Here is a 20,351-nt window from a genome sequence, read left to right as displayed (position 1 = left end):
CGCGGTGCGCACGCTGCTCGTCGCCCTCCCCGGCCTGGTCCTCGCCGGCATCGGCCTGACCCACCCGCACCACCTGGACGCCTCGACCGCCCAGTGGTGGCAGAACATGCACATCATCCTGGCGGCGATCTTCCCGCTCCTCGGCGCCGCGCAGTGGGTGCTGCTCGCCGACAGCCCGAAGTACGTGCGCTACCCCGCCCGCGTCGCCGCGTTCGGCTTCGTCGTCTACTACGGCGCGCTCGACGCGTTGGCCGGCATCGGCGGTGGCGCGATGACCATCGCGAACAACGGCCGCAGCGACGCCGACGCGCCGATCTTCAAGATCGGCAACCAGCTCGGGACCTTCGGTGCGTGGTGCTTCTTCGCCGCCAGCATCGCGATCGCGGTCTGTGCGCTGCTCAAGCACAGGCTCAAGGCGATCCCGGGCGCCGTGTTCTTGCTCGTGGGCAGCTTCCTGTTCCTCGACAGCCACATCTACTGGCCGAAGGGCGTCATCGCCTGCACGTGCATCGCGCTCGGCATGGCCGCGACCAGCTACGTGAGCGCATCCGGCAGGTCCGCGACGGACGACAGCACGCGCACCTGAGCCAGCACCTCCGGGTCAGGCGGGAAGTGCGGGTTCGGCACGGCCAGCACGGTCATCCCCGCGGCCAGGGCGGCGCGGAGCCCGTTCGTCGAGTCCTCGACGGCGTAACAGGACGCAGGTGCAACCCCGAGCCGTGACGCGGCGAGCAGGTACACGTCGGGTGAGGGCTTGCCCGCGGCGCACTCCTCGGACGACACCGCGACGGGCACGGGCAGTCCGGTCACGTCCAGGAAGACCTTGATCAGCACGGCCGGCGCGGACGACGCGATCGCCACCGGGAACCGCGCGGCCACGGCGCGCACGGCCTCCACAGCACCCGGAATGACCGGCAGGTGCGCCGCGTACGCCTGCTCCATCGCCGCGATCACGCCGGCGGAGGTCTCTGCCGGCGTCAGCTGAACGCCCACCTCGGACACCAGGTACGCGCCCCACTCGGGCGTTGACATGCCCTGCATCGCGCGAGTCGCCTCAGGGGTCCAGACGCCGCCGTGCGACCGGGCGAAGCCCTGGCGCACCTCGTCCCACACCTGCTCGGAGTCGATCAGCACGCCGTCGAGGTCGAAGATCACCGCTGCCACGCCCTGCACCGTACCCTGTGGCGGACGATACTTCGCTATGCTAATCAAAATCTGTTAGGTTAGCTAAGTGAATTTCAAGGCTCAGCCCAAGCAGGTGTGGATCACGGCGTTCGCCGCGGTCATCGCCTTCATGGGGATCGGGCTCGTGGACCCGATCCTGTTGTCCATCGCGGAGGGTCTGCACGCAACACCCGCGCAGGTCACCCTCCTCTTCTCCTCCTACCTCGGCGTTCAGGTCGTGGCGATGCTCTTCACGGGTGCCGCGACGGCGCGGTTCGGGGCCAAGCGCACGCTCGTCGGCGGGCTCGCGCTGATCGTCATCGCCACGCTGGCGTGCTCGGCGGCGGGGAGCATCGGCCAGCTCGTGGGACTGCGGGCCGTCTGGGGGCTCGGCAACGCCTTCTTCATCGCCACCGCGCTCAGCGTCATCGTCGGCGCGGCCAGCGGCGGGCAGAAGGGCGCGATCCTGCTCTACGAGGCCGCGCTCGGACTCGGCCTGAGCGTCGGGCCGCTGCTCGGGGCACTGCTCGGCAGCTTCTCGTGGCGCGGGCCGTTCCTCGGCACGGCGATCCTGATGGCCGTCGCGTTGATCCTTTGTGCAGTCTTCCTGGCCAGGGACGCGCACCACGAACGTCCCCGGATCGGCCTGCTCGACCCGCTCAGGGCGTTGAAGCACCCGGTTCTGCTGCGGACCTCGATCGGTGCCGCGCTCTACACGGCCGCGTTCTTCACGGTTCTCGCCTGGTCGCCGTTCGTGCTGCGGTGGGGTGCTGTCGAGATCGGATTGATCTTCTTCGGCTGGGGCGTCTGCGTGGCGGTCTCCAGCGTCTTCCTCGCGCCGCGGCTCGCGGAACGCGTCGGTGAGAAGAGCGCGATCATCGGGTCGGTGCTGGCGTTCGCACTGCTCATGCTGGTGATGGCGGTGCCGGGCAAGCCGTTGCTGGTGGTCGCGGTGATCGTGAGCGGCCTGGTCAGCGGCCTGCTGAACACCCTGTTCACCGGTGCCGCGATGAGTGTCAGCGACGCGCCGCGGCCGGTAGCGAGCGCCGGCTACAACTTCCTGCGGTGGCTCGGTGGTGCGCTGGCGGCGACGTTCGTGAGCCACCTCGCGCAGCCGTTCGTCGTGGCGGCGGTCCTCTGCGCGGTCGCGGCGGTGCTGCTGACGTTCAACCGCACCGACACGCATCTGGTGCCGGAAGATGCGGTACTGGCAGGTGAACAATTGGTTGTTTAGCGGCAAAATGGACACATGATCAATTTGCCGCTCGTCAACCACCGCGTGGGCAGGGCTGCGGTGACCTGCGAGTACCGCTGTGGTGACGCGTGTTTCCACGACGTCCCCAACACCTCGGACAACGCCTACTTCGGTGACCTGATCACCCGCCGCACCGCGCTCAAGGCCGGTGCGGTGGTCGCGGCAACGGCAGCGCTTCCCAGCGCGACAGCGGCGGCCGCGCCGACAGCAGCAACAGCAGCAACAGCCAGAGGCCTCGGCTTCAAGCCCGTCGAGGTCAACACCAAGGACGAGGTCGTCGTCCCCGAGGGCTACCGCCAGGGGGTCGTGATCCGCTGGGGCGACCCGCTCTTCCCCGGCGTCCCCGAGTTCGACTTCGACCACCAGACCGCCGCGAAGCAGGAGAAGCAGTTCGGCTTCAACTGCGACTTCGCCGCGATCCTGCCGCTGGACCCGTTGGAGCTCACGGGTCTCATGGTCACCAACCACGAGTACACCAGCGAGAAGTTCATGTTCCGCGGCTACGACGCGAACAACCCCACCGAGGAACAGGTGAAGATCGCCTGGGCCGCGCACGGCCTCTCGGTGTTCATGATCAAGAGGTCGATGTTCTCCGGCCACTACCGGCCGCGCTTCAGCCGGTACAACCGCCGGATCACCCTGAACACGCCGTTCGAGGTGCGCGGTCCGGTCGCGGGCAGCGACCTGCTCAAGACCTCGGCGGACCCGACCGGCAGGAAGGTCCTCGGCACGATCAACAACTGCTCCGGCGGCGTCACGCCGTGGGGCACGATCCTGTCCGGCGAGGAGAACTTCAACCAGTACTTCGCCAACGCCGCCGGCCGCAACGACCCGCGCCTCACCCGCTACGGCGTCACCGGCACCGCCACCACGCGCAAGTGGGAGCGGTTCGACAAGCGCTGGGACCTCGCGCAGGAACCCAACGAGGTCAACAGGTTCGGCTGGATCGTCGAGATCGACCCGTGGGACCCCGACTCCACCCCGGTCAAGCACACCGCGCTCGGCCGGTTCAAGCACGAGACCGCGAACGTGCGGATCGCCGACGACGGCCGCGTGGTCGCCTACTCCGGTGACGACGAGCGGTTCGAGTACATCTACAAGTTCATCTCGAACGGCAAGGTCAAGCACGGCAACAGCAAGGCGGCCCGCCGCCACAACATGACGTTGCTCGACGACGGCACGCTCTACGTCGCGCGGTTCTCCGGCGACAGCCCGGCGAGTGAGATCGACGGCACCGGAAAGCTGCCCAGCGACGGCAAGTTCGACGGCAGTGGCGAGTGGATCCCGTTGGCCAGCGGCAACAAGTCGTTCGTGCCGGGCATGACCGCGGAAGAGGTCTACGTCTTCACGCGCATCGCGGCGGACAAGGCCGGCGCGACCAAAATGGACCGTCCCGAGGACATCCAGACGCACCCGCGCACCGGCGTCGTCTACTGCGCGCTCACCAACAACGTCGAGCGCGGTGTCACGCCCGGCAAGGAAGGCGCGACCGAGCCGAATCCCAGGCACAACAACCGGCACGGCCAGGTGCTGGAGCTGACCGAACGCCGCGGCGACGCGCTCGCGCTGACGTTCAGCTGGAACCTCTTCCTGGTGTGCGGTTTCCCGGACGACCCGAACACCTACTTCGGCGGCTACGACAAGTCGCAGGTCAGCCCCATCTCCAGCCCGGACAACCTGGCGTTCGACCCGCACGGCAACCTGTGGATCTCCACCGATGCCGACGGCAAGCTGAACGGGCTCAACGACGGCCTGTACGGCGTGCCGCTGGAGGGTCCGGAACGCGGCCACCTGAAGCTCTTCCTCACGGTCCCGCGCGGTGCCGAGACGTGCGGCCCGATCGTCGGCGAGCGGGTGATCACGGTCTGCGTGCAGCACCCCGGCGAGGTGGACGGGGCGAGTGCGGACAAGCCGGCCTCGCACTGGCCGGACGGCGGCACCTCGCAACCCAGGCCGTCGGTGGTGGCGGTGTGGCGGGAAGGCCGTCGTCAACTGGGTGAGATCGGTTGATCACAGGGCGTGCCCCGATCGTTCGGATGCAGGACGTGTTCGCCTGCCGTTCATCCTGTGGACGGCTGGCGATCTAGTTCGGCTCTTAGGTTCGGCCAGTTCCCACACTGACCGATCTCGGAGGCCTGCGTGTCTTCAACCACCGATCGGGGCCGCCGCCTGCTGCCCCTGCTCGCGACGAACCACCCGCTCGGGCGCGCGGCGATCACGTGCCAGTACCGCTGCAACAACGCGTGCAGCCACGACGCCCCGAACACCTCGGACAACGCCTACTTCGGTGATGTCGTGCGCGAGGTCGTCAACCGGCGCGGCATGCTCAAGGCCGGCGCCGTTCTCGCGGTCGCCGGTGCGGGTGCCGCTGCGTTCGCGGGCACGGCCGCGGCGGCGCCCGTCGGGGTGGACCTGGGTGTCGACGTCGACGTGCGGCACCGGCCCGGCCACGGCCGGCCGAACGGCACCAACTTCGAGCCGGTCAAGCCGAACAAGGAAGACCGCCTCATCACGGCCAAGGGTTACGAGCAGCAGGTCGTGATCCGCTGGGGCGACCCGGTCCTCCCCGGCGCACCCGCGTTCGACTTCGACAAGCAGACCGCGGCCGCGCAGGCCAAGCAGTTCGGTTACAACAACGACTACTGCGGCCTCATCGAGATCGACGGCGCCTGCGACCGCTGGTTCATGGGCTCGAACCACGAGTACACCACCGAACCGTTCCTCTTCAAGGGCTACGACTCGGCCAACCCGACCGAGGAACAGGTCAAGATCGCGTGGGCGGCGCACGGCTTCTCCGTGGTCGTCGTGGAGCGCGAGCGCAAGGGTTCGCTCAAGCCGGTCATCGACCGCCAGTACAACCGCCGCATCACCGTCACCACGCAGTTCGAGTTCGACGGCCCGGCCGCGGGCAGCAAGTACCTCAGGACCTCCGCGGACCCGAGCGGCCGCAAGCCCGTCGGCATGTTCGGCAACTGCTCCGGTGGCGTCACCCCGTGGGGCACCTACCTCACCTGCGAAGAGAACTTCAACGGCTACTTCGGCAACGGCGACCTCGTCACCGACCCGGTGGCGAAGGCGCGCAACGCCCGTTACGGCCTCACCGGCAAGGCGTCCGAACGCAAGTGGGAGCGGTTCGACAAGCGCTTCGACCTCGCCCAGGAGCCGAACGAGGGCAACCGCTTCGGCTATGTCATCGAGATCGACCCGCACGAGCCGAACTCCGCGCCGGTCAAGCACACCGCGCTCGGCCGGTTCAAGCACGAGGCCGCCAACATCCGGGTCGCGCACGACGGCCGGGTCGTCGTCTACATGGGTGACGACGAGCGCTTCGACTACATCTACAAGTTCGTCTCGAAGAACAAGATCGTGCACGGCCACAGCCGTCGTGCCCGTCAGCAGAACAAGAAGCTGCTCACCGAGGGCACGTTGTACGTCGCGAAGTTCACCGGCAACAGCCCGGTGGGCGAGATCGACGGCAGCGGCAAGCTGCCCCTGGACGGTCAGTTCGACGGCAAGGGCGAGTGGATCCCGCTGGTGTCGGGCGACAAGTCCCTGGTCGAGGGGTTCACCGCGGAGGAGGTCTACGTCTTCACGCGTCTCGCGGCCGACAAGGTCGGTGCGACGAAGATGGACCGCCCGGAGGACATCGAGCCGAACCCGAAGACCGGCCGCGTCTACGCCGCGCTGACCAACAACAGCCGTCGTGGTGCCGCCGGCCAGCCCGCGGTCGACGAGATCAACCCGCGCATCAACAACAAGCACGGCCACGTCCTCGAGTGGGAGGAGGCGCGCAACGACGCGACGGCGACGACCTTCGCGTGGCGCCTGCTCCTGGTCTGCGGTGACCCGAACTCGCCGGACACCTACTTCGGCGGTTACGACAAGACCCAGGTCAGCCCGATCACCTGCCCGGACAACCTGGCGTTCGACTCGTACGGCAACCTGTGGATCGCCTCGGACAGCCTCTACGCCCTCAACATCAACGACGGCCTGTACGTCGTTCCGCTGGAGGGCGAGGAACGCGGACACGTCAAGGCCTTCCTGTCCGTTCCGCTCGGTGCGGAGACGTGCGGCCCGGTGATCCAGGACCGGTTCGTCCTCGTGTCCGTGCAGCACCCCGGCGAGCTCGACGGCGCGAGCGCGGACAAGCCCGCGTCGCACTGGCCGGACGGCGGTACCTCGCAGCCGCGGCCCGCCGTCGTCTGCGTGTGGAAGTCCGACCACGGCCGCATCGGCAGCTGACCTGCCGATGCGGCTCGGCTCGTCCACCTGATGTGAACCGCGGACAGCCGACCGGAGCGTCCACAATGGCCGTCTACTTTGGAGTGAACCGTGAAGCGCGGTCGAGGCGACCCCGTGCCCCGCAAGGCCCTCCACGCCTTCTTCACTCCGGCGTCCTGACCTACCGCAATCACTGGCTCACTCCATGAAGTCGTTTGAACCGGTGCGGTCATCGGTCCGTAGGCCCTGATGGCTGCACCGCTCAACGAGAGACACGTCGCACTGTCTGCTTTGGAGTGAGTAATGAAGCGTGCTGGTCTTGTGCTGGTTTCCACCACTCTGCTCGGCGTCGCCGTGGGAGGCGCCGGTTCCACCGCGGCACCGACGCCGCAGGTGATGGACACCGCGGAGGCGACGGTCGCCTCCGCGGTTCAGGTTCCACCGGGCAACAAGCCCGTCGCGAAGTTCTACGCCAAGGGCGTGCAGACCTACACCTGCACGGCCGGGGCGTGGAAGAGCCTGGAGCCCGCCGCCACCCTGGCGGACCGGCTCGGCCGGGCGGTCGCGCTGCACACCCGCGGTCCGATCTGGGTCTCCACCGTCGACGGCAGCGCGGTCGAGGCGGCCCCGGTCGACGGCGCCCGCAACGACGTTCCCGGCGCGGTCCCCGAGCTGCTGCTGAAGGCGAAGTCGACCAGGGGTGACGGGGTGTTCGCCAAGGTCAGCTACGTGCAGCGCCTCTCGACCAGTGGCGGCGTCGCACCGGCGGGCGGGTGCCAGGAAGGCGCCCAGACCTCCGTGCGCTACGAGGCCGTCTACGCCTTCTCCGCACCGGCGCGCTGAACGAGCGCCACCACGGCTGCCGTGATCATCGTGACGCCGACGACCCAGAGCCCGGTCTTCTGGGTGCCGGTGAGGTCGCGCAGCCACCCGGTGACGTAGGGCGCGACGAAGCCGCTCACGTTGCCCAGCGAGTTGATCAACGCGATCCCGCCCGCCGCGGCCGTGCCGCCCAGGAAGCTCGTGGGCAGCGCCCAGAACGTGGGCAGCGCGGCGCAGACACCGATGGCGCAGACCGAGACGGCGACCATCGCCGCAACCGGGTTGTCCAGGTAGAGCGCGACGGGGATGGCCGCTCCGCCGAGCAACATGGGCGCGGCGACGTGCCACTTCCGTTCTCCGGTGCGGTCGCCGTGCCTGGCCCACAGGATCATGGCGACCGCACCGAGGACGTACGGGATCGCGTTGATCAGCCCGCGTTCGACGATGTTCGCCCGCGGCGCCAGCCCCTTGATGATCGTCGGCAGGAAGAACCCGAGCGTGTAGAGCCCGTACACGATCCCGAAGTACACGAAGCTCAACGCCAGGACCCGCGGGTGCGTCAGCGCCTTCTTGAGCGGCCAGTGCTCCTTCTCCGGCTCCTCGACCGCCTCGGCGGGCCGGTCCGGCAGCCAGAACCACGTCACGAACGCCAGCGCGATCGCCGGCAGCCCCTCGATCAGGAACATCGTGCGCCAGTCGGTCCACTGGATCAGCAACCCGCTGAGCGTCGACCCGAGCGCCGTGGACACCGGCACCGCCACCATGAACAGCGCGACGATCCGCGCCCTGTCCTTCTCCGGGAACCAGTACGTCAGGTAGAGGATGATCCCGGGGAAGAACCCGGCCTCCGCCACGCCGAGCAGGAACCGCAGCACGACCAGCACGGTCCCGTTGGGCACGAACGCCATGGCCGAGGCGACGATCCCCCAGCTGATCATGATCCGCGCGATCCACCTGCGCGCCCCGAACCGGTGCAACGCCAGGTTGCTGGGCACCTCCAGGATCAGGTAGCCGATGAAGAACACCCCGGACGCGAACCCGAACACGGTCGCCGAGAGCTTGAGCTCCTCCGACATCCCGTTGGGCCCGGCGAACCCGATGTTGACCCGGTCGAGGTAGTTGATGAAGTAGAGCAGGCACAGATACGGCAGGATCAACTTCCTGGGCACGTTACGGTTCTCCCATGAGTGATCGTCCGGTCGCCCTCGTCACCGGGGCATCCAGTGGAATCGGCTCGGCCATCGCCCGCAGTCTGGCCCCAACCCACGATCTCCTGCTAGGCGGACGCGACGAAACGTCCCTGTCCCTGCTGGCAGCGGAACTGCCCGGCGCCACCGCCTGGCCGTTCGACCTCACGAACGCGGCCGCCGCCGACCTCGGCCCGTTGCAACGCCTGGACGTGCTCGTGCACAGCGCCGGCATCGCCCTGCTCGGCCCACTCGGCGACGCCACCCCGGACGACTGGCGCAAGACGTTCGAGGTGAACGTCTTCGCCGTCGCCGAACTGACCAACCTGGTGCTGCCGCAGCTCAGGGCCGCCTCCGGACACGTGGTGCTGATCAACTCCGGCGCCGGCCGCAACGCCAACCCGGGCTGGGGCGTCTACGCGGCCTCGAAGTTCGCCCTGCGCGCCTACGCCGACGCCCTGCGCGGCGACGAGCCGTCGTTGCGGGTGACCTCGGTGTACCCCGGCCGGACCGCGACGCCGATGCAGGAGGACGTGCGGCGCCAGGAGGGCGGCTCCTACGACGCCACCCAGTACCTGGACCCGGCCTCGGTGGGCCGCGCCGTGGCGTCGGCCGTGCTGGCGACGCCCGACGCCCACATCACCGAACTGATCGTGCGCCCGCGGCCGAGGTGAGTTGTCCACAGGTTCATCAACAGCATGTGGTTAGTTGTTGACGCAATGTGACCGTCAGGTGAGGCTGGAGAACAAGAGGTCCTCGTCGGCGTCAGGCTCCCAGCGCGGATGCCCCTGAGCCGGTTCAGAAGGTTCGCGGTTGGAGGTCGTGGGGAGTTTCTCCACCACTTCCTGTGCTTCGTCGAGGAGATCGTCGAGCTCATCGCCGATGTGCAGATCGGATGCCGCACTTTCGATCTCGTCGATCTCCGCCTGCGCGACGTCACGATCGGCAGGCACGTCGATCAGGCCTGTGAGGACATCGGTCGCGTATTCGACGAAGCTGTCCTGAACATCGGCTTGTGCCCTCGCTCCCTGCCTTCCTCGCATGGTCAGGAGGTCGTACAGGTGGACGTAGTCCTGAGGTTCGAAAAGCTCGGATTCGAACATGGAAATAGCCGCGTCGAGCAGTTCTTTCACGGCCTTTGAATGATTTTCGGAAAGTTCTCGAAATCTCCGTCCGATCGTGGTGCACACATCGTGCACGATCGACAGCGGTAGGTACCCCTCCCGCCACACGGGCGGCAGAACTGTTGCCAGTCTGTCGAGCACTTCACCGAACCGCGACGGTACGTGCCGGCCCGAGATCTCCAGCACGATGAGAGGGACGTTCGTGTGCACGCCGGAATCCAGCTGGCGCAGAGCCGCGTCGAGGAATGTGCCGGGCTCGGCCAGAAATTCCCGGCGGGCCTCGGGCAGGTAGTGGTAGGCGCTGAAAAGATCGACCTGCTGGTTGGTGTCGATGAATCTCCACAACGCCGTGATCTGTGCTGGTGAAGTTGCCGCGGAGACCAGATCGGTGAAGACGGACGGGTTGAGGCCGAGCTGTTCGACGACGAAGTCGCGCACGCCTGGATTGACGAACGAGACCGACGTGTCGTAATGGCCGGAGAACTTGAGGAACAGGCCGTCGAGGACCGCGAGCGCGTTGTGGACCTCGGCAGTGCTGCGGCGCCCGTGAGCCTTCGAGCGGAACGCGACGACGGCTCTCTTGAACTCGTTGACCTCCACCGTCGGAGGCAAAGTGGACAAGGTGAGAAGAACGTCCCGCTCCGCTTCCCGGAGCTGGTGGTTGAAGATGTGGTCCCACAGCTCGCTCGGGTTCGCGAGGCTCTTCAGCGCGAAATCGGGGAACCCGGCGCCTGCTTCGCAGCTCCCGGCGCGCACCGCGGTGTCGATGATCAGCTTGATCAGCCGCGGGTTGTAGTTCGGGTGATCGATGATCGCGGAGTAGTTGCGCTTGAGCCTCAACGCGGCCCGCGCTTCTTCTCCGAGCTCGGAGAAGTAGACGTGGTTGTACAGGATGTGGGCGCGGTTGGCCCTGCTGTAGGAGGAGAGGTTCAGGACCAGTTTCGAGTGGGCGATCGAGGGGTCGCGCAGTCGTTCGTAGGTCTGTCGAGCGCCTTCCAGGATGTACTCGCGAGTGGTGAGGATGAGCTGGTGGTGCGGGCTTCGCCGCACCCGTCGCATCAACGCCAGCAGCCGGCTGTCCTCGTTCTTCCCCATTTTCTCGGCGAGCGCGTTCTGTCCGAGGAAGTCGTCGTACAGGAAGAGCTGTTTTTCGGACGGGTTCCACAGCGCGTCGGCCTCGCGAGCGTCCTCGCTGATCCAGTACGGGGTGAAGCCCTCGGCGAGGAGGTTGAGGGCGAGCATTTCGGCCAGGGTGGTCTTGCCGACGCCGGGAGGGCCGCTGATGATCAGGACCCCGTTCTCGGCGAGGATGTTCTGTGCTTCGCCGAGGGCCTCGCCTTGGACGTAGAGCCTGCGTCGCTCCTCGATCCCGTCGAGCAGGTCCTGGGCGTGGACGAAGAGATCGCGATTGAGCAGCATCTCCAGAACGGCCGTGCTGGTGATGTAGAGCTTGTAGTGCGCGCGCTCCACCTCCGGATGGTCGTTGAGCAGCGCTTCCAGATCGTCTCTGCCGAGCACGCGTTCGGGCACGAGCCCCTGGTCGGCGAAGATCCTCGCGATCTTGTCCTTGGCGCCCGGCGAAAGGTTCGCGCTGGTCGCCAGCCAGTACTCACCGAGATCGCGGCGCCCAGCGAGCTTCGTCGCTTCTCGGACCAGTCCTGACTTGACGTCGGAGAAGCTCCTGTTCGGTGAGTGCTTGCACTGCACCGTGATCTGCTTCTGCTGTTCGGTGTTGAGGAACCGGACGTCCACACCGCCGTCGCGACCTGCCGCGAACGTCTCGAGGCGCAGTTGCCACTCCTTGGAAAGGAGGTCGCGGACCAGGCACTCGAAGTCGTACGACGACAGGTACTCGTAGTTGCGTCGCGACATCGGCGCCAGGCCCTACGCGGTCCGCAGTCGCCGTGCCACCGCCGCGACCCCCGCCTGGGCCTCCTGCCGGTCCACCCGAGTCGACTCCCCACCGGCCACGACGTGGTCCCCGGCCACCCACACGTCCGTCACCCGACGAGACCCGGACCCCCACACCAGGTTCGCCAGCAGCTGCGAGTCCGGTGCGTCCAGCCCGGTCGCGAACGCGGGGTCGTCCGCGGCGATGTGCACGACGTCGCCCCACCGCCCGGCCTCCAGCGAACCGATGTCGGAGCGTCCCAGGGCGTCGGCCCCGCCCCGCGTGGCCATCAGCAACGCCTGCGCCGCACCGAGCGCGGTCGCGTCCATCTTCGACACGCGGGCGAACAGCCCGGCCAGCCGCGCCTCCTCGAACAGGTCCAGGTCGTCGTTGGACGCGGGCCCGTCCGTGCCCAACCCGACGGACACGCCGGCGGCCAGCATCTCCGAGACTCGCGCGATGCCGGAGGCGAGCTTCGCGTTCGAACCGGGACAGTGCGCCACACCGACACCGAACGACGCGTACAGCGCGATGTCGTCGTCGGACAGGTGCACGGAGTGGGCGGACAGCACCCGCCCGCCCAGCACGTCCGAAGCCTTCAACAGGGCCGGGACCGACCCGTACTCGGCCCGCTGCGCCTCGTCCTCGAACGGCGACTCGGCCACGTGCACCATCAGCAACGCGCCGCGCGACCGCGCCTCGACGGCCACCGCGGTCAGCTGGGCGGCCGACAGCGTGTAGGCGGAGTGCGGGCCGTACGCCAGCTCGATCCGCTCGCCGGGCCCGAAGACGCGACCGTCGGTGTCGATCCACGCGGAGATCGAGTCGGTCAGCGACCGCCAGTCCATGCCCGGCACGTCGAGGATCGCCCCGCCGAACACCACCCGTGAGCCGGCGGCCAGCACCGACGACACCAGCTCAGGGCCGTGGAAGTACATCTCGGCGGACGTCGTCACGCCGTGCCGCAGCATCTCCACGGCGCTGAGCAGCATGCCCGTGCCGACGTCCTCGGCGGTCATCCGCGCCTCGTTCGGCCACATGGCCTCCTGCAGCCACCGCAGCAGCGGCAGGTCCGAACCCAGGCCGCGCAGCACCGTCATCGGGCTGTGCGCGTGGGTGTTCACCAGGCCGGGCAGCAGGATTCCGGACAGGTGGCGGACCTCGCCGTCGAACGCGGGTGCGGACGCGGCGGCGCCCACATGGGTGATTCGGCCGTCGACGACGTCCACGACCGCGTCGCGCAGCACGGAGCAGGACGGGTCGCAGGGCAGGACCACCGGGGCGTGGAGGCGCAGTGACATGCGGAGGATCCTGCCACTGTGATGCCGGACACAAGGATGCATAGGTCGGCGGCGGAGGGGAATCCTGCGCCCGTCGGGAGCGGGCCGACCCCCAGGGTCCGCCCCCGGCCGCCAACTTCTCCCCAACCGAGGGGCCCGTCGAGCACGAACCGGCGGGCCCTTTGTGCACCCGTGGGCAAACCGGCAGGCAACCAGAGCGACGGGGACGACGTCACATGATCATGTCGAAGAAGCCGTGCACGTCCAGTGGAGACTTCCGGCGCGCGCAGAAGCCCGCCACCCCCAAGCCGCCGACGCGGCGCTGAGTTGGCATGATCACATCCGCACGGGTACGGGCGTGATCATGCGGAGGCATCAGTGGCCGACATCGACCCTCAGAACGACGACCAGTTCAGCGATGTCGAGATGACGCAGGAGTTCGAAGTCATCCGGGACGAGAACTGAGCTAGGCAAGAGGCAGTTCGGCGCGGACCGTCCACCCGGTCGGTTCGCGCCGGCCTGCGGAGAACGTGCCGCCCAGCAGTTCGACGCGCTCGCGCATGCCCACGAGCCCGTAACCTCCCGAGCCGCCAACGGGAACACCGGACGCGACGCCGTCGTCCGCCACGAACAGTCGCAGCACACCGTCGCCAGAGGACAGTGCGACGTCCACTGAGGACACCGAGACCGCGTGCTTCTGGGTGTTCGTCAACGACTCCTGCACCAGGCGCAGCACCGAGCGCGCCAGCTCCTGCGGCACGGCGTCCTGCAGGTCCACCGAGAGGTGCACGGGCAGACCGGACTCGCTGACCAGCTCGCGCACGTCGTCCACCAGCGACGAGGACGCGGCCGGTCCGGCGGAGGTGCCGTCCCGCATGGTCCCCACCAGCCGCCGCATCGCGGTCAGCGCCTCGGTGCCGGAGGCGGCGATGGACGGCAGCACGTCGACCTCGCGGTTCAGCTGACCTGCCTGGGCGTGCACGACGATCGCCGTCACGTAGTGCGCGACGACGTCGTGCAGCTCCCGCGCCAACGCCATCCGTTCCGCGTTCTGGGCCGCCGCAACGGAAGCCGCCAGCTGGGACGCGCGTTCCGCGTCACGTGCCCGGAAGTACAGTCCGGTGCCGACCGCCAGCACCAGCGTGATGACCGCACCGACCAGGTAGGACGTGGGGTCCGGCGTCCACTCCCGGTACTCGACGGCTGCCACGACCGGCCAGCCGAGCACCTCCGCGGTGATCACCGCCGCGACGATCAGCACGGTGCCGCCGATCGCGCGCAGCCGCGAGGACTCCCGCACGAGGATCGCGATCGTCGCCATCGCGGCGCCGGTGATCGAGATGTTGACACCGCTGACGAAGAAGTGCGGTTCGAACGCGACACCGAGAAACCGCAGGTAGAGCGCCGTGCACACGACGGCGAACGCCAGTGCCAGCGCGGCGTCGAACGGCCGGCGCGGGGCCAGCACCGAGATCACGCAGATGACCAGCACACCGGGGATCTGCCACCAGCCGTGCGCGGTGGTGATCGACCCGGTCTCGGCCAGGACGATGCCGGTGAGCGAGAGCGCCAGCGGCCACTGGCGTTTGGCGAGCAACCGCCAGCTCAGATCCGTGCTCTCCACCCGACACACAGTAAAGCCGGAAGTCCTACCCCGCGTCCGACCAGGGGCTAACCCGGCATCAGCCAGAAGGCTGAGTGAGCGACCTGCGGAAATACCCTCCCGGCGGATGCCGGATCACGCGCCGGTCACGGACTCTGGAGGAGCAGTCGGGGAAACGGAGGACGCCATGTTGTCAGTTGTGTTCACTTGGGCCGCCGCGGTGGTCGGCCTGTTGGTCCTTGCGCTCATGGCCCTGTCGGGCGTGATGGTCGACTCTCACCGGTAGGAACGCCGGCGATCAGCGTGTGATGGGGAAGTCAGACGCTGGTCAGGGAATGTTGCTGGCGGAGCAGTTCGGCCAGCCTGCTGGTCGGTTGAGGACGGGTCTCGTCCAGCGCGGCGGTGAACCGGGCCGGTGCACCGGTGCGGGCGCGAGCGGCGGCGGCCGGGTCCAGGCGGAACGAGGGCCTGGCCGCGGAAGGGCGTTGGCGGGAGCGCAACCACGCGAGGCGGTGCAGGGCTTCCGCGTGGTGGTCCGTGATCGTGACGGACGCCTTGTCGAACGAGTGCAGCACTGCCGCGTTCAGGTGAACGGTGGCGAAGTCCCGCCACAGCGTGCGTTCGGACGTCGTGTCCAAACCCAACGCGTCGGCGACCTCGCGTGCCACGCCGTACGCGCCTTCCTCGGCCAGTGACCGCGTGCCGATCTCGGCACCGACGAACCACGAGTTGAACGGCGCCGCCGGGTAGCTCACGCCGCCGATCGACAGCCGCATGTTCGCGATGACCGGGACCGCGTGCCAGCGCAGGCCCATCTCGCCGAACCACGGCAGCGTCGGGTGCTCCAGCGGCACCTCGTGCACGATCTCGGACGGCAGCGTGAAGAGCCGCGGTCCCTCGTGCTGGGTCTCCACCACCAACGGCAGCAGGTCGAACCGCGACCGCCGGGCCGGTGGCCGCCATCCCATGCCCTGCATGGTTTCCGTGAACTGGGTGTAGCGACGGTCCCCCATCCCGTCGGCGTACCCGGCGTACCGGATCAGCTGCTCGTTCCAGATCACCGGGCCGGGCGAACCCGGCGCGTCGGGCGCGAAAACCGTGACCAGCGGCCGGATTTCACCGCCGTTGGTCGCGAGCCGCAGGTGTTCTACGCACTCGCCCGCCACGGCGGCGGCGTTGCGGTAGCCGCGCAGATCGCGGACTTTCAGGCGTCGCCACGGAACACCTGAGGTGCACCAACCGGAATCCCGCAACGCGATCCGCGCGCCGTACGCGAGCTCGTTGGTGGTGTGGCGGTAGGTTCCGGTCTCGGCGATCTCGGCGCGCACCTGGGCGATGCGGGCGGACAGCGAGCCTGCGTCGGAGTGCGCCGCGTGGTACATGCGGACGAACTCCTCCGCGACGGGGAGGACGTCGGGGGTCACGGAGCGGAAACCTAAGGCCGGAACGGCTTCACGCGTCACTGCCACTCGGGGCATTTCGGGTGATCAACACCCGCCACCCAATTGGGTGAGACTTAGACCCGTAGTGGCCGAACCCCAAGCTTGAGACCTCGATCAGGTGAGGTCGTTCCGCTTGAACATCAGATCGTGGGAAACACGGCCCTCGTTCACCGCGCGCTGCTCGAACTTCGTGACGGGCCGCCAGTCCGGCCGCGGTGCCCAGCCGTCGTACATGTTGGTCAGCAACCGCTCGCCGGAACACACTTCGAGCATCTGCTCCGCGTAGTGCTCCCAGTCCGTCGCGAGGTGCAGCACGCCACCCGGCTCCAACCGGGACGCGAGCAGCGCCACGAACTCCGGCTGCACGAGCCGGCGCTTGTGGTGCTTCTTCTTCGGCCACGGGTCCGGGAAGAAGATCCGCACGCCGTGCAACGACGCGGGCGCCACGTGGTCGGTCAGCAGATCCACGGCGTCACCGCGCAGCACGCGGAGGTTGTCCAGCCCGCCGAGGTGCTCGGCGCGCAGCAGCAGCTGGGCGAGACCCGGCTTGTAGACCTCGACGGCCACGTAGTTGAGCTCGGGCGCGGCGGCCACGAGCTGCGAGGTGGTCTCGCCCATGCCGGAACCGATCTCCAGCAGCACGGGCGCGGACCGGCCGAACCACGACGTGAAGTCCAGCGGGCCCTCGGGCAACGACTTCACGTCGTTGCCCATCTTCTCCCAGTACGTGTCCCAGGCACGCTCCTGTCCCACGGTCATGCGCTCGCCGCGCTGCACGAAGCTGACGATGGAACGGTGGAACTCAGGCCTGGTCACGACCCGACAGCCTAGGCGATGAGTTCGATGTCCTCGATTTGCGCACGCAGCTCGGCGACCGTGAAGTCGATGGGCTGCGGCCTGCCAGGTCCGCGGTGGGCGGGCACCAGGTGGATCCAGCCCCGGTGCGAGTCGGTGAACTGCACGGTCGTCGGCGTCGCCGGACCGTAGACACCGCTCTCGGAGGGCACGTACTCCCAGTAACCGACCTCGCCGGGGTCGACCCAGGGCACGTAGACCCAGCCCGGACGGGACGACAGCAGTTCGGTCACCGCGTCCTCGATCGCGTGACCTTCGGCACGGGAAGTGAGCTTTCCGCGATCCAATGCGCGCAGCCACCACGGCGCGGGCGCATTGCCCACCGCTTTCACGGCGCGATAAGTCGCGAGAACCTGCTTTTCGTTGGCCTTGTTGACCCAGGAACGACGAGCTTCCGCCGGTGCGCTGGCCAGATCAGGGGAGTTCGGAACTTCGAGCGCATCAGACCACTCGAGGCTGAGCATTGCTTCGACACGGACCGCCACAGGCCACCTCCGGCACGGGGATGACCCAATTGAACGGGATTTCAAACGCCTGTGTTGTCCTGAAAGGGGCGTTTCACGGCTTGTTAACAGCAAACTTACGCAACGTGTGACCCCGGGCACGTTGCGCCGCGGGGTGGAAACACGATGTACGTGACGTGCCTCTGCTCCCAGCGCTCGCTGTCGTGCTGCCGTTGCTGCTCGCCGCGCAGACGATCGAGGAGCAGGAGTGGCATCTCAACGCGCTCGACATCTACTCGGCGCAGGACCAGTCGCGCGGTGACGGAGTGGTCGTCGCGGTGATCGACTCCGGAGTGGACGCCAAGCACCCCGACCTCGCCGGACGGGTCTTACCCGGCACGGGCTTCGGCAGCTCCAAGGGCACCGACGGCACCACCGACCCCGACGGGCACGGCACCGGGATGGCCGCGATCATCGCTGCCACCGGCCGCAACGGCGGCGCGCTCGGCATCGCGCCCGGCGCGAAGATCCTCCCGATCGCGAGCGCCGAGAACGAGCAGTTCTCGCTCGACGTCGTCGCGGAGAGCATCAGGTGGGCCGCCGACCACGGGGCCAAGGTCATCAACATGTCGCTGGGCTTCTCCAGCTCGATGACGCCGACGCTCGTGAAGGCCGTGAACTACGCGATCGACAAGGACGTCGTCCTCGTCGCCGCCACCGGCAACGACGGCAAGGAGGTCTCCGCGCCGGCCAACATCGGAGGGGTGATCGCGGTCGCGGGCACCAACCGCGAGGGCAAGCCGTGGAAGTCGTCCAACGTCGGCGCGGACACGGTGCTCGCGGCGCCGGCGGAAGGCATCGTCACGGCCGCGCCGGAAAGCGTCTACGCCAGCGGTTACGCCGAAATGGACGGTACGAGCGCGGCGTCGGCCATCGTGTCCGGTGTCGCCGCGTTGGTACGTGCGAAGCATCCGGACATGGCCGCCAAGGACGTGGTCAACACGTTGATCAGGACGGCGAAGGACATGGCGGAACCCGGCCGCGACGCCACGACCGGGTTCGGCATGGTCAACCCGATGGGCGCGCTCACCGCGCAGTTCCCGCCGGTGGAGCGGAACCCGCTGCTGCCGCCGCCGAAGCCCTCGACCACGCCACCGACACCGACGCTCGCCGCGCAACGTCCGGTGCGGCCGGTCGCCCAGATCGGGGACCGGCTGCCGTTCGTCGCCGGTGTCGCGGGCGGAACCGCCCTGCTGACGGCGCTGCTGATCGCGCTGCCCGCCATCAGGTCACGGCGGCCCAAGCCCGTCGTCAGTGCGCGTGATACTCCACCGACTCCTTGGTGAGCTGCATGAAGGCTTCCTCCAGCGAACCGCGCTGAGGGCTGAGCTCGTGCAGCACGATCCGGTTCTCCGCCGCGATCTCACCGATCTGCGGCGCCGGAATCCCGTGCACCACAAGGGCTCCGTCGACCGCGTCCTCGGTGACCGTCGCGTGTGCCGCGAGGATCTCGCGCAGCTGCACGGCCTGTGGTGACCGCACCCGCACGTGGTCCTGGGTGGCGTCGCTGATGAACTGCTCGGTGGTGGTCTGCGCGATCAGCCGGCCCTTGCCGATGACGATGAGGTCCTGGGCGGTCTGCGCCATCTCCGAGAGCAGGTGGCTCGACACGAACACCGTGCGGCCCTCGTCCGCGAGCCGGTGCATGAACTGGCGGATCCAGAGGATGCCCTCCGGGTCCAGGCCGTTGACCGGTTCGTCGAACAGCAGCACCTCGGGATCGCCGAGCAGCGCGCCCGCGATGCCGAGCCGCTGCGCCATGCCGAGCGAGAAGCCGCCCGCCTTCTTGTGCGCGACCTCGGTGAGGCCGACGATCGCCAGCACCTCGTCGACCCGGCTGACCGGGATCTTGTTGGAGACGGCCATCCACTTCAGGTGCGAGCGCGCGGAACGGTTGGGGTGCACCCACTTCGCGTCGAGCAACGCGCCGACCTTGCGCAGCGGGTGCTTGAGCTCGGCGTAGTACTTGCCGTCGATCGTGACGTCGCCACCGGTGGGGGTGTCGAGGCCGAGGATCATCCGCATGGTCGTGGACTTCCCGGCGCCGTTCGGTCCGAGAAAGCCCGTGACGCGGCCGGGTTTGACGACGAACGACAGGTCGTCCACCGCCTTCGTCCTGCCGTAGTCCTTGCGCAACCGCACTGCCTGGATCATGGCCTCTCCCGCCTGCTCGAAAGAACTGATCGGGACGTGGGTCATCCCCCCGATGGATGACCCACGCCCCGCTCCCCCTTCATCTGAGAACCGGTCACGCGTCCCGGCGCTTGGCGACGACCAGCGCGACCACCAGCAGCGCGACCGCGATGCCGGCGAAGTAGCCGAGCGAGCCCCAGTGGCTCAGCTTGAAGACGACACCACCGGCGGCCTCGCCGTCCGCCCCGGCGGGGCTGTCCCCGGCCAGGAAGTTGTCGGCGTTCATGAAAGGCAGCCAGGCCTGGATCTTGACGCCCACCTTGGGGATGAGCCCGACCAGGTTCTCCGCGAGCATCGACCAGACCAGCAGGATCGCCACGGCGCCCGCGGTCTGGCGGACCAGGATGCCGACGGCGATCGCGAGGATCGCGCCGATCGCGAACGTCAGGCCGACGCCGGCGACGGTCCGCCATTCCGCGGAGGTGTTGATCGCGAGGTCGGCGCTCGGCTTGATCACCTTCGCGATGGCCCACGAGCCGAACGCGGCGATCTCGCCGATCACGCCCGCGACCAGCGCGACCACGACGGTCTTGGCGACGAGCGCCGACGTGCGGCCCGGTACCGCGAGGAACGTCGCCCGGATCGTGCTGAAGCGGTACTCCGTGGTGACCGCGAGCGCGCCGAGCACCAGCACGACGACGAGCGCGAGCCGCGTGCCCGCCTGCGTGAGGCCGACGCCGACCTGGTCCGCGTTCGCCGCGAGGAGCGCGGCGAAGCCGACCGACATGGCGATCGCGAGCGCCGTGCACCAGTACGGCGAGCGGGTCGAGAAGAGCTTGATTCTCTCAACTGCCAACAGGGTCATCGCCAC

Annotated in this window: 17 protein-coding genes and 1 pseudogene; 7 read left to right on the top strand and 11 right to left on the bottom strand. The window is 68.3% G+C overall.

The genetic code is table 11. The features are described 5' to 3' along the window. Positions 1-4: 4 nt before the first annotated feature. Positions 5-586, top strand: a complete 582-nt coding sequence (locus tag ACWEIJ_RS08805; protein ID WP_449836583.1) for a hypothetical protein — start codon at positions 5-7, stop codon at positions 584-586. On the opposite strand, the gene ACWEIJ_RS08800 is transcribed toward ACWEIJ_RS08805, so the two are convergent. Continuing rightward, the gene (locus ACWEIJ_RS08800) at positions 535-1,164 is read right to left on the bottom strand and encodes an HAD family hydrolase (protein WP_449836582.1); all 630 of its coding nucleotides are present in this window, start codon (positions 1,162-1,164) and stop codon (positions 535-537) included. The two genes, ACWEIJ_RS08805 and ACWEIJ_RS08800, sit on opposite strands and share 52 nt — an antisense overlap. Positions 1,165-1,231: 67 nt before the next feature. On the opposite strand from ACWEIJ_RS08800, the gene ACWEIJ_RS08795 reads away from it, so the two are divergent. The 4 genes from ACWEIJ_RS08795 (at position 1,232) to ACWEIJ_RS08780 (ending at position 7,483) form a co-directional block, all read left to right on the top strand. Then, the gene (locus tag ACWEIJ_RS08795) at positions 1,232-2,398 is read left to right on the top strand and encodes an MFS transporter (protein ID WP_449836581.1); all 1,167 of its coding nucleotides are present in this window, start codon (positions 1,232-1,234) and stop codon (positions 2,396-2,398) included. A 15-nt stretch (positions 2,399-2,413) separates the two neighbouring features. Beyond that, complete coding sequence (locus ACWEIJ_RS08790) at positions 2,414-4,429, top strand: PhoX family protein (RefSeq protein ID WP_449836580.1); 2,016 nt, start codon at positions 2,414-2,416, stop codon at positions 4,427-4,429. Positions 4,430-4,558: 129 nt separating this feature from the next. Then, positions 4,559-6,661, top strand: a complete 2,103-nt coding sequence (locus tag ACWEIJ_RS08785) for a PhoX family protein (RefSeq protein ID WP_449836579.1) — start codon at positions 4,559-4,561, stop codon at positions 6,659-6,661. Between the two features lie 282 nt (positions 6,662-6,943). Then, entirely contained in the window at positions 6,944-7,483 is a 540-nt protein-coding gene (locus tag ACWEIJ_RS08780; RefSeq protein ID WP_449836578.1) for a DUF3455 domain-containing protein, read from the top strand. Here the strand turns inward: ACWEIJ_RS08780 and ACWEIJ_RS08775 are convergent. Then, on the bottom strand, positions 7,456-8,631 hold the full coding sequence (locus ACWEIJ_RS08775; RefSeq protein WP_449836577.1) for an MFS transporter: 1,176 nt from the start codon (positions 8,629-8,631) through the stop codon (positions 7,456-7,458). The genes ACWEIJ_RS08780 and ACWEIJ_RS08775 overlap by 28 nt on opposite strands. Before the next feature lie 14 nt (positions 8,632-8,645). Here ACWEIJ_RS08775 and ACWEIJ_RS08770 point away from each other — a divergent pair, with 14 nt between their 5' ends. Next, on the top strand, positions 8,646-9,323 hold the full coding sequence (locus ACWEIJ_RS08770) for an SDR family oxidoreductase (protein WP_449836576.1): 678 nt from the start codon (positions 8,646-8,648) through the stop codon (positions 9,321-9,323). Positions 9,324-9,377: 54 nt separating this feature from the next. Here ACWEIJ_RS08770 and ACWEIJ_RS08765 read toward each other — a convergent pair whose 3' ends face one another. The 7 genes and pseudogenes from ACWEIJ_RS08765 to ACWEIJ_RS08735 all read right to left on the bottom strand — a co-directional run bounded on the left by ACWEIJ_RS08765 (position 9,378) and on the right by ACWEIJ_RS08735 (position 17,329). Further along, on the bottom strand, positions 9,378-11,303 hold the full coding sequence (locus ACWEIJ_RS08765; protein WP_449836860.1) for an nSTAND3 domain-containing NTPase: 1,926 nt from the start codon (positions 11,301-11,303) through the stop codon (positions 9,378-9,380). 33 nt (positions 11,304-11,336) lie between these two features. Next, a pseudogene (locus tag ACWEIJ_RS08760) lies at positions 11,337-11,645 on the bottom strand (restriction endonuclease); the annotation flags it as partial. A 12-nt stretch (positions 11,646-11,657) separates the two neighbouring features. Beyond that, positions 11,658-12,965, bottom strand: coding sequence for an amidohydrolase family protein (locus tag ACWEIJ_RS08755; protein WP_449836575.1), 1,308 nt, complete (start codon positions 12,963-12,965; stop codon positions 11,658-11,660). 445 nt (positions 12,966-13,410) lie between these two features. Further along, positions 13,411-14,568: a sensor histidine kinase gene (locus ACWEIJ_RS08750; RefSeq protein ID WP_449836574.1), complete on the bottom strand. Its 1,158-nt coding sequence runs from the start codon at positions 14,566-14,568 to the stop codon at positions 13,411-13,413. A 296-nt stretch (positions 14,569-14,864) separates the two neighbouring features. Next, positions 14,865-15,971 (bottom strand): nitric oxide synthase oxygenase, encoded by a 1,107-nt coding sequence (locus ACWEIJ_RS08745; protein ID WP_449836573.1) that lies wholly within the window; start codon positions 15,969-15,971, stop codon positions 14,865-14,867. A 132-nt stretch (positions 15,972-16,103) separates the two neighbouring features. Beyond that, on the bottom strand, positions 16,104-16,748 hold the full coding sequence (trmB, locus tag ACWEIJ_RS08740) for a tRNA (guanosine(46)-N7)-methyltransferase TrmB (RefSeq protein ID WP_449836859.1): 645 nt from the start codon (positions 16,746-16,748) through the stop codon (positions 16,104-16,106). A gap of 68 nt (positions 16,749-16,816) precedes the next feature. Further along, the gene (locus ACWEIJ_RS08735; RefSeq protein ID WP_449836572.1) at positions 16,817-17,329 is read right to left on the bottom strand and encodes a hypothetical protein; all 513 of its coding nucleotides are present in this window, start codon (positions 17,327-17,329) and stop codon (positions 16,817-16,819) included. Between the two features lie 155 nt (positions 17,330-17,484). On the opposite strand from ACWEIJ_RS08735, the gene mycP reads away from it, so the two are divergent. Then, positions 17,485-18,633 carry a type VII secretion-associated serine protease mycosin gene (mycP, locus tag ACWEIJ_RS08730; RefSeq protein WP_449836571.1) on the top strand — a complete coding sequence of 383 codons (1,149 nt, stop codon included), beginning with the start codon at positions 17,485-17,487 and terminating at the stop codon, positions 18,631-18,633. Here mycP and ACWEIJ_RS08725 read toward each other — a convergent pair. Both ACWEIJ_RS08725 and ACWEIJ_RS08720 read right to left on the bottom strand, forming a co-directional pair. Next, positions 18,599-19,501 (bottom strand): ABC transporter ATP-binding protein, encoded by a 903-nt coding sequence (locus tag ACWEIJ_RS08725; RefSeq protein WP_449836570.1) that lies wholly within the window; start codon positions 19,499-19,501, stop codon positions 18,599-18,601. The two genes, mycP and ACWEIJ_RS08725, sit on opposite strands and share 35 nt — an antisense overlap. 94 nt (positions 19,502-19,595) lie before the next feature. Then, positions 19,596-20,345: a hypothetical protein gene (locus ACWEIJ_RS08720; RefSeq protein ID WP_449836569.1), complete on the bottom strand. Its 750-nt coding sequence runs from the start codon at positions 20,343-20,345 to the stop codon at positions 19,596-19,598. Between the last annotated feature and the right edge of the window lie 6 nt (positions 20,346-20,351).

It is taken from the genome of Lentzea sp. NPDC004789 (assembly GCF_053601075.1).
This window is presented reverse-complemented; position numbering and strand designations above follow the sequence as displayed.

Coding starts and splice junctions, on each gene's coding strand:
- ACWEIJ_RS08720 (WP_449836569.1), bottom strand. CDS start 20,345: ATGACCCTGTTGGCAGTTGAGAGAATCAAGCTCTTCTCGACCCGCTCG.
- ACWEIJ_RS08780 (WP_449836578.1), top strand. CDS start 6,944: ATGAAGCGTGCTGGTCTTGTGCTGGTTTCCACCACTCTGCTCGGCGTC.
- ACWEIJ_RS08725 (WP_449836570.1), bottom strand. CDS start 19,501: ATGATCCAGGCAGTGCGGTTGCGCAAGGACTACGGCAGGACGAAGGCG.
- ACWEIJ_RS08770 (WP_449836576.1), top strand. CDS start 8,646: ATGAGTGATCGTCCGGTCGCCCTCGTCACCGGGGCATCCAGTGGAATC.
- trmB (WP_449836859.1), bottom strand. CDS start 16,748: ATGACCGTGGGACAGGAGCGTGCCTGGGACACGTACTGGGAGAAGATG.
- ACWEIJ_RS08790 (WP_449836580.1), top strand. CDS start 2,414: ATGATCAATTTGCCGCTCGTCAACCACCGCGTGGGCAGGGCTGCGGTG.
- ACWEIJ_RS08755 (WP_449836575.1), bottom strand. CDS start 12,965: ATGTCACTGCGCCTCCACGCCCCGGTGGTCCTGCCCTGCGACCCGTCC.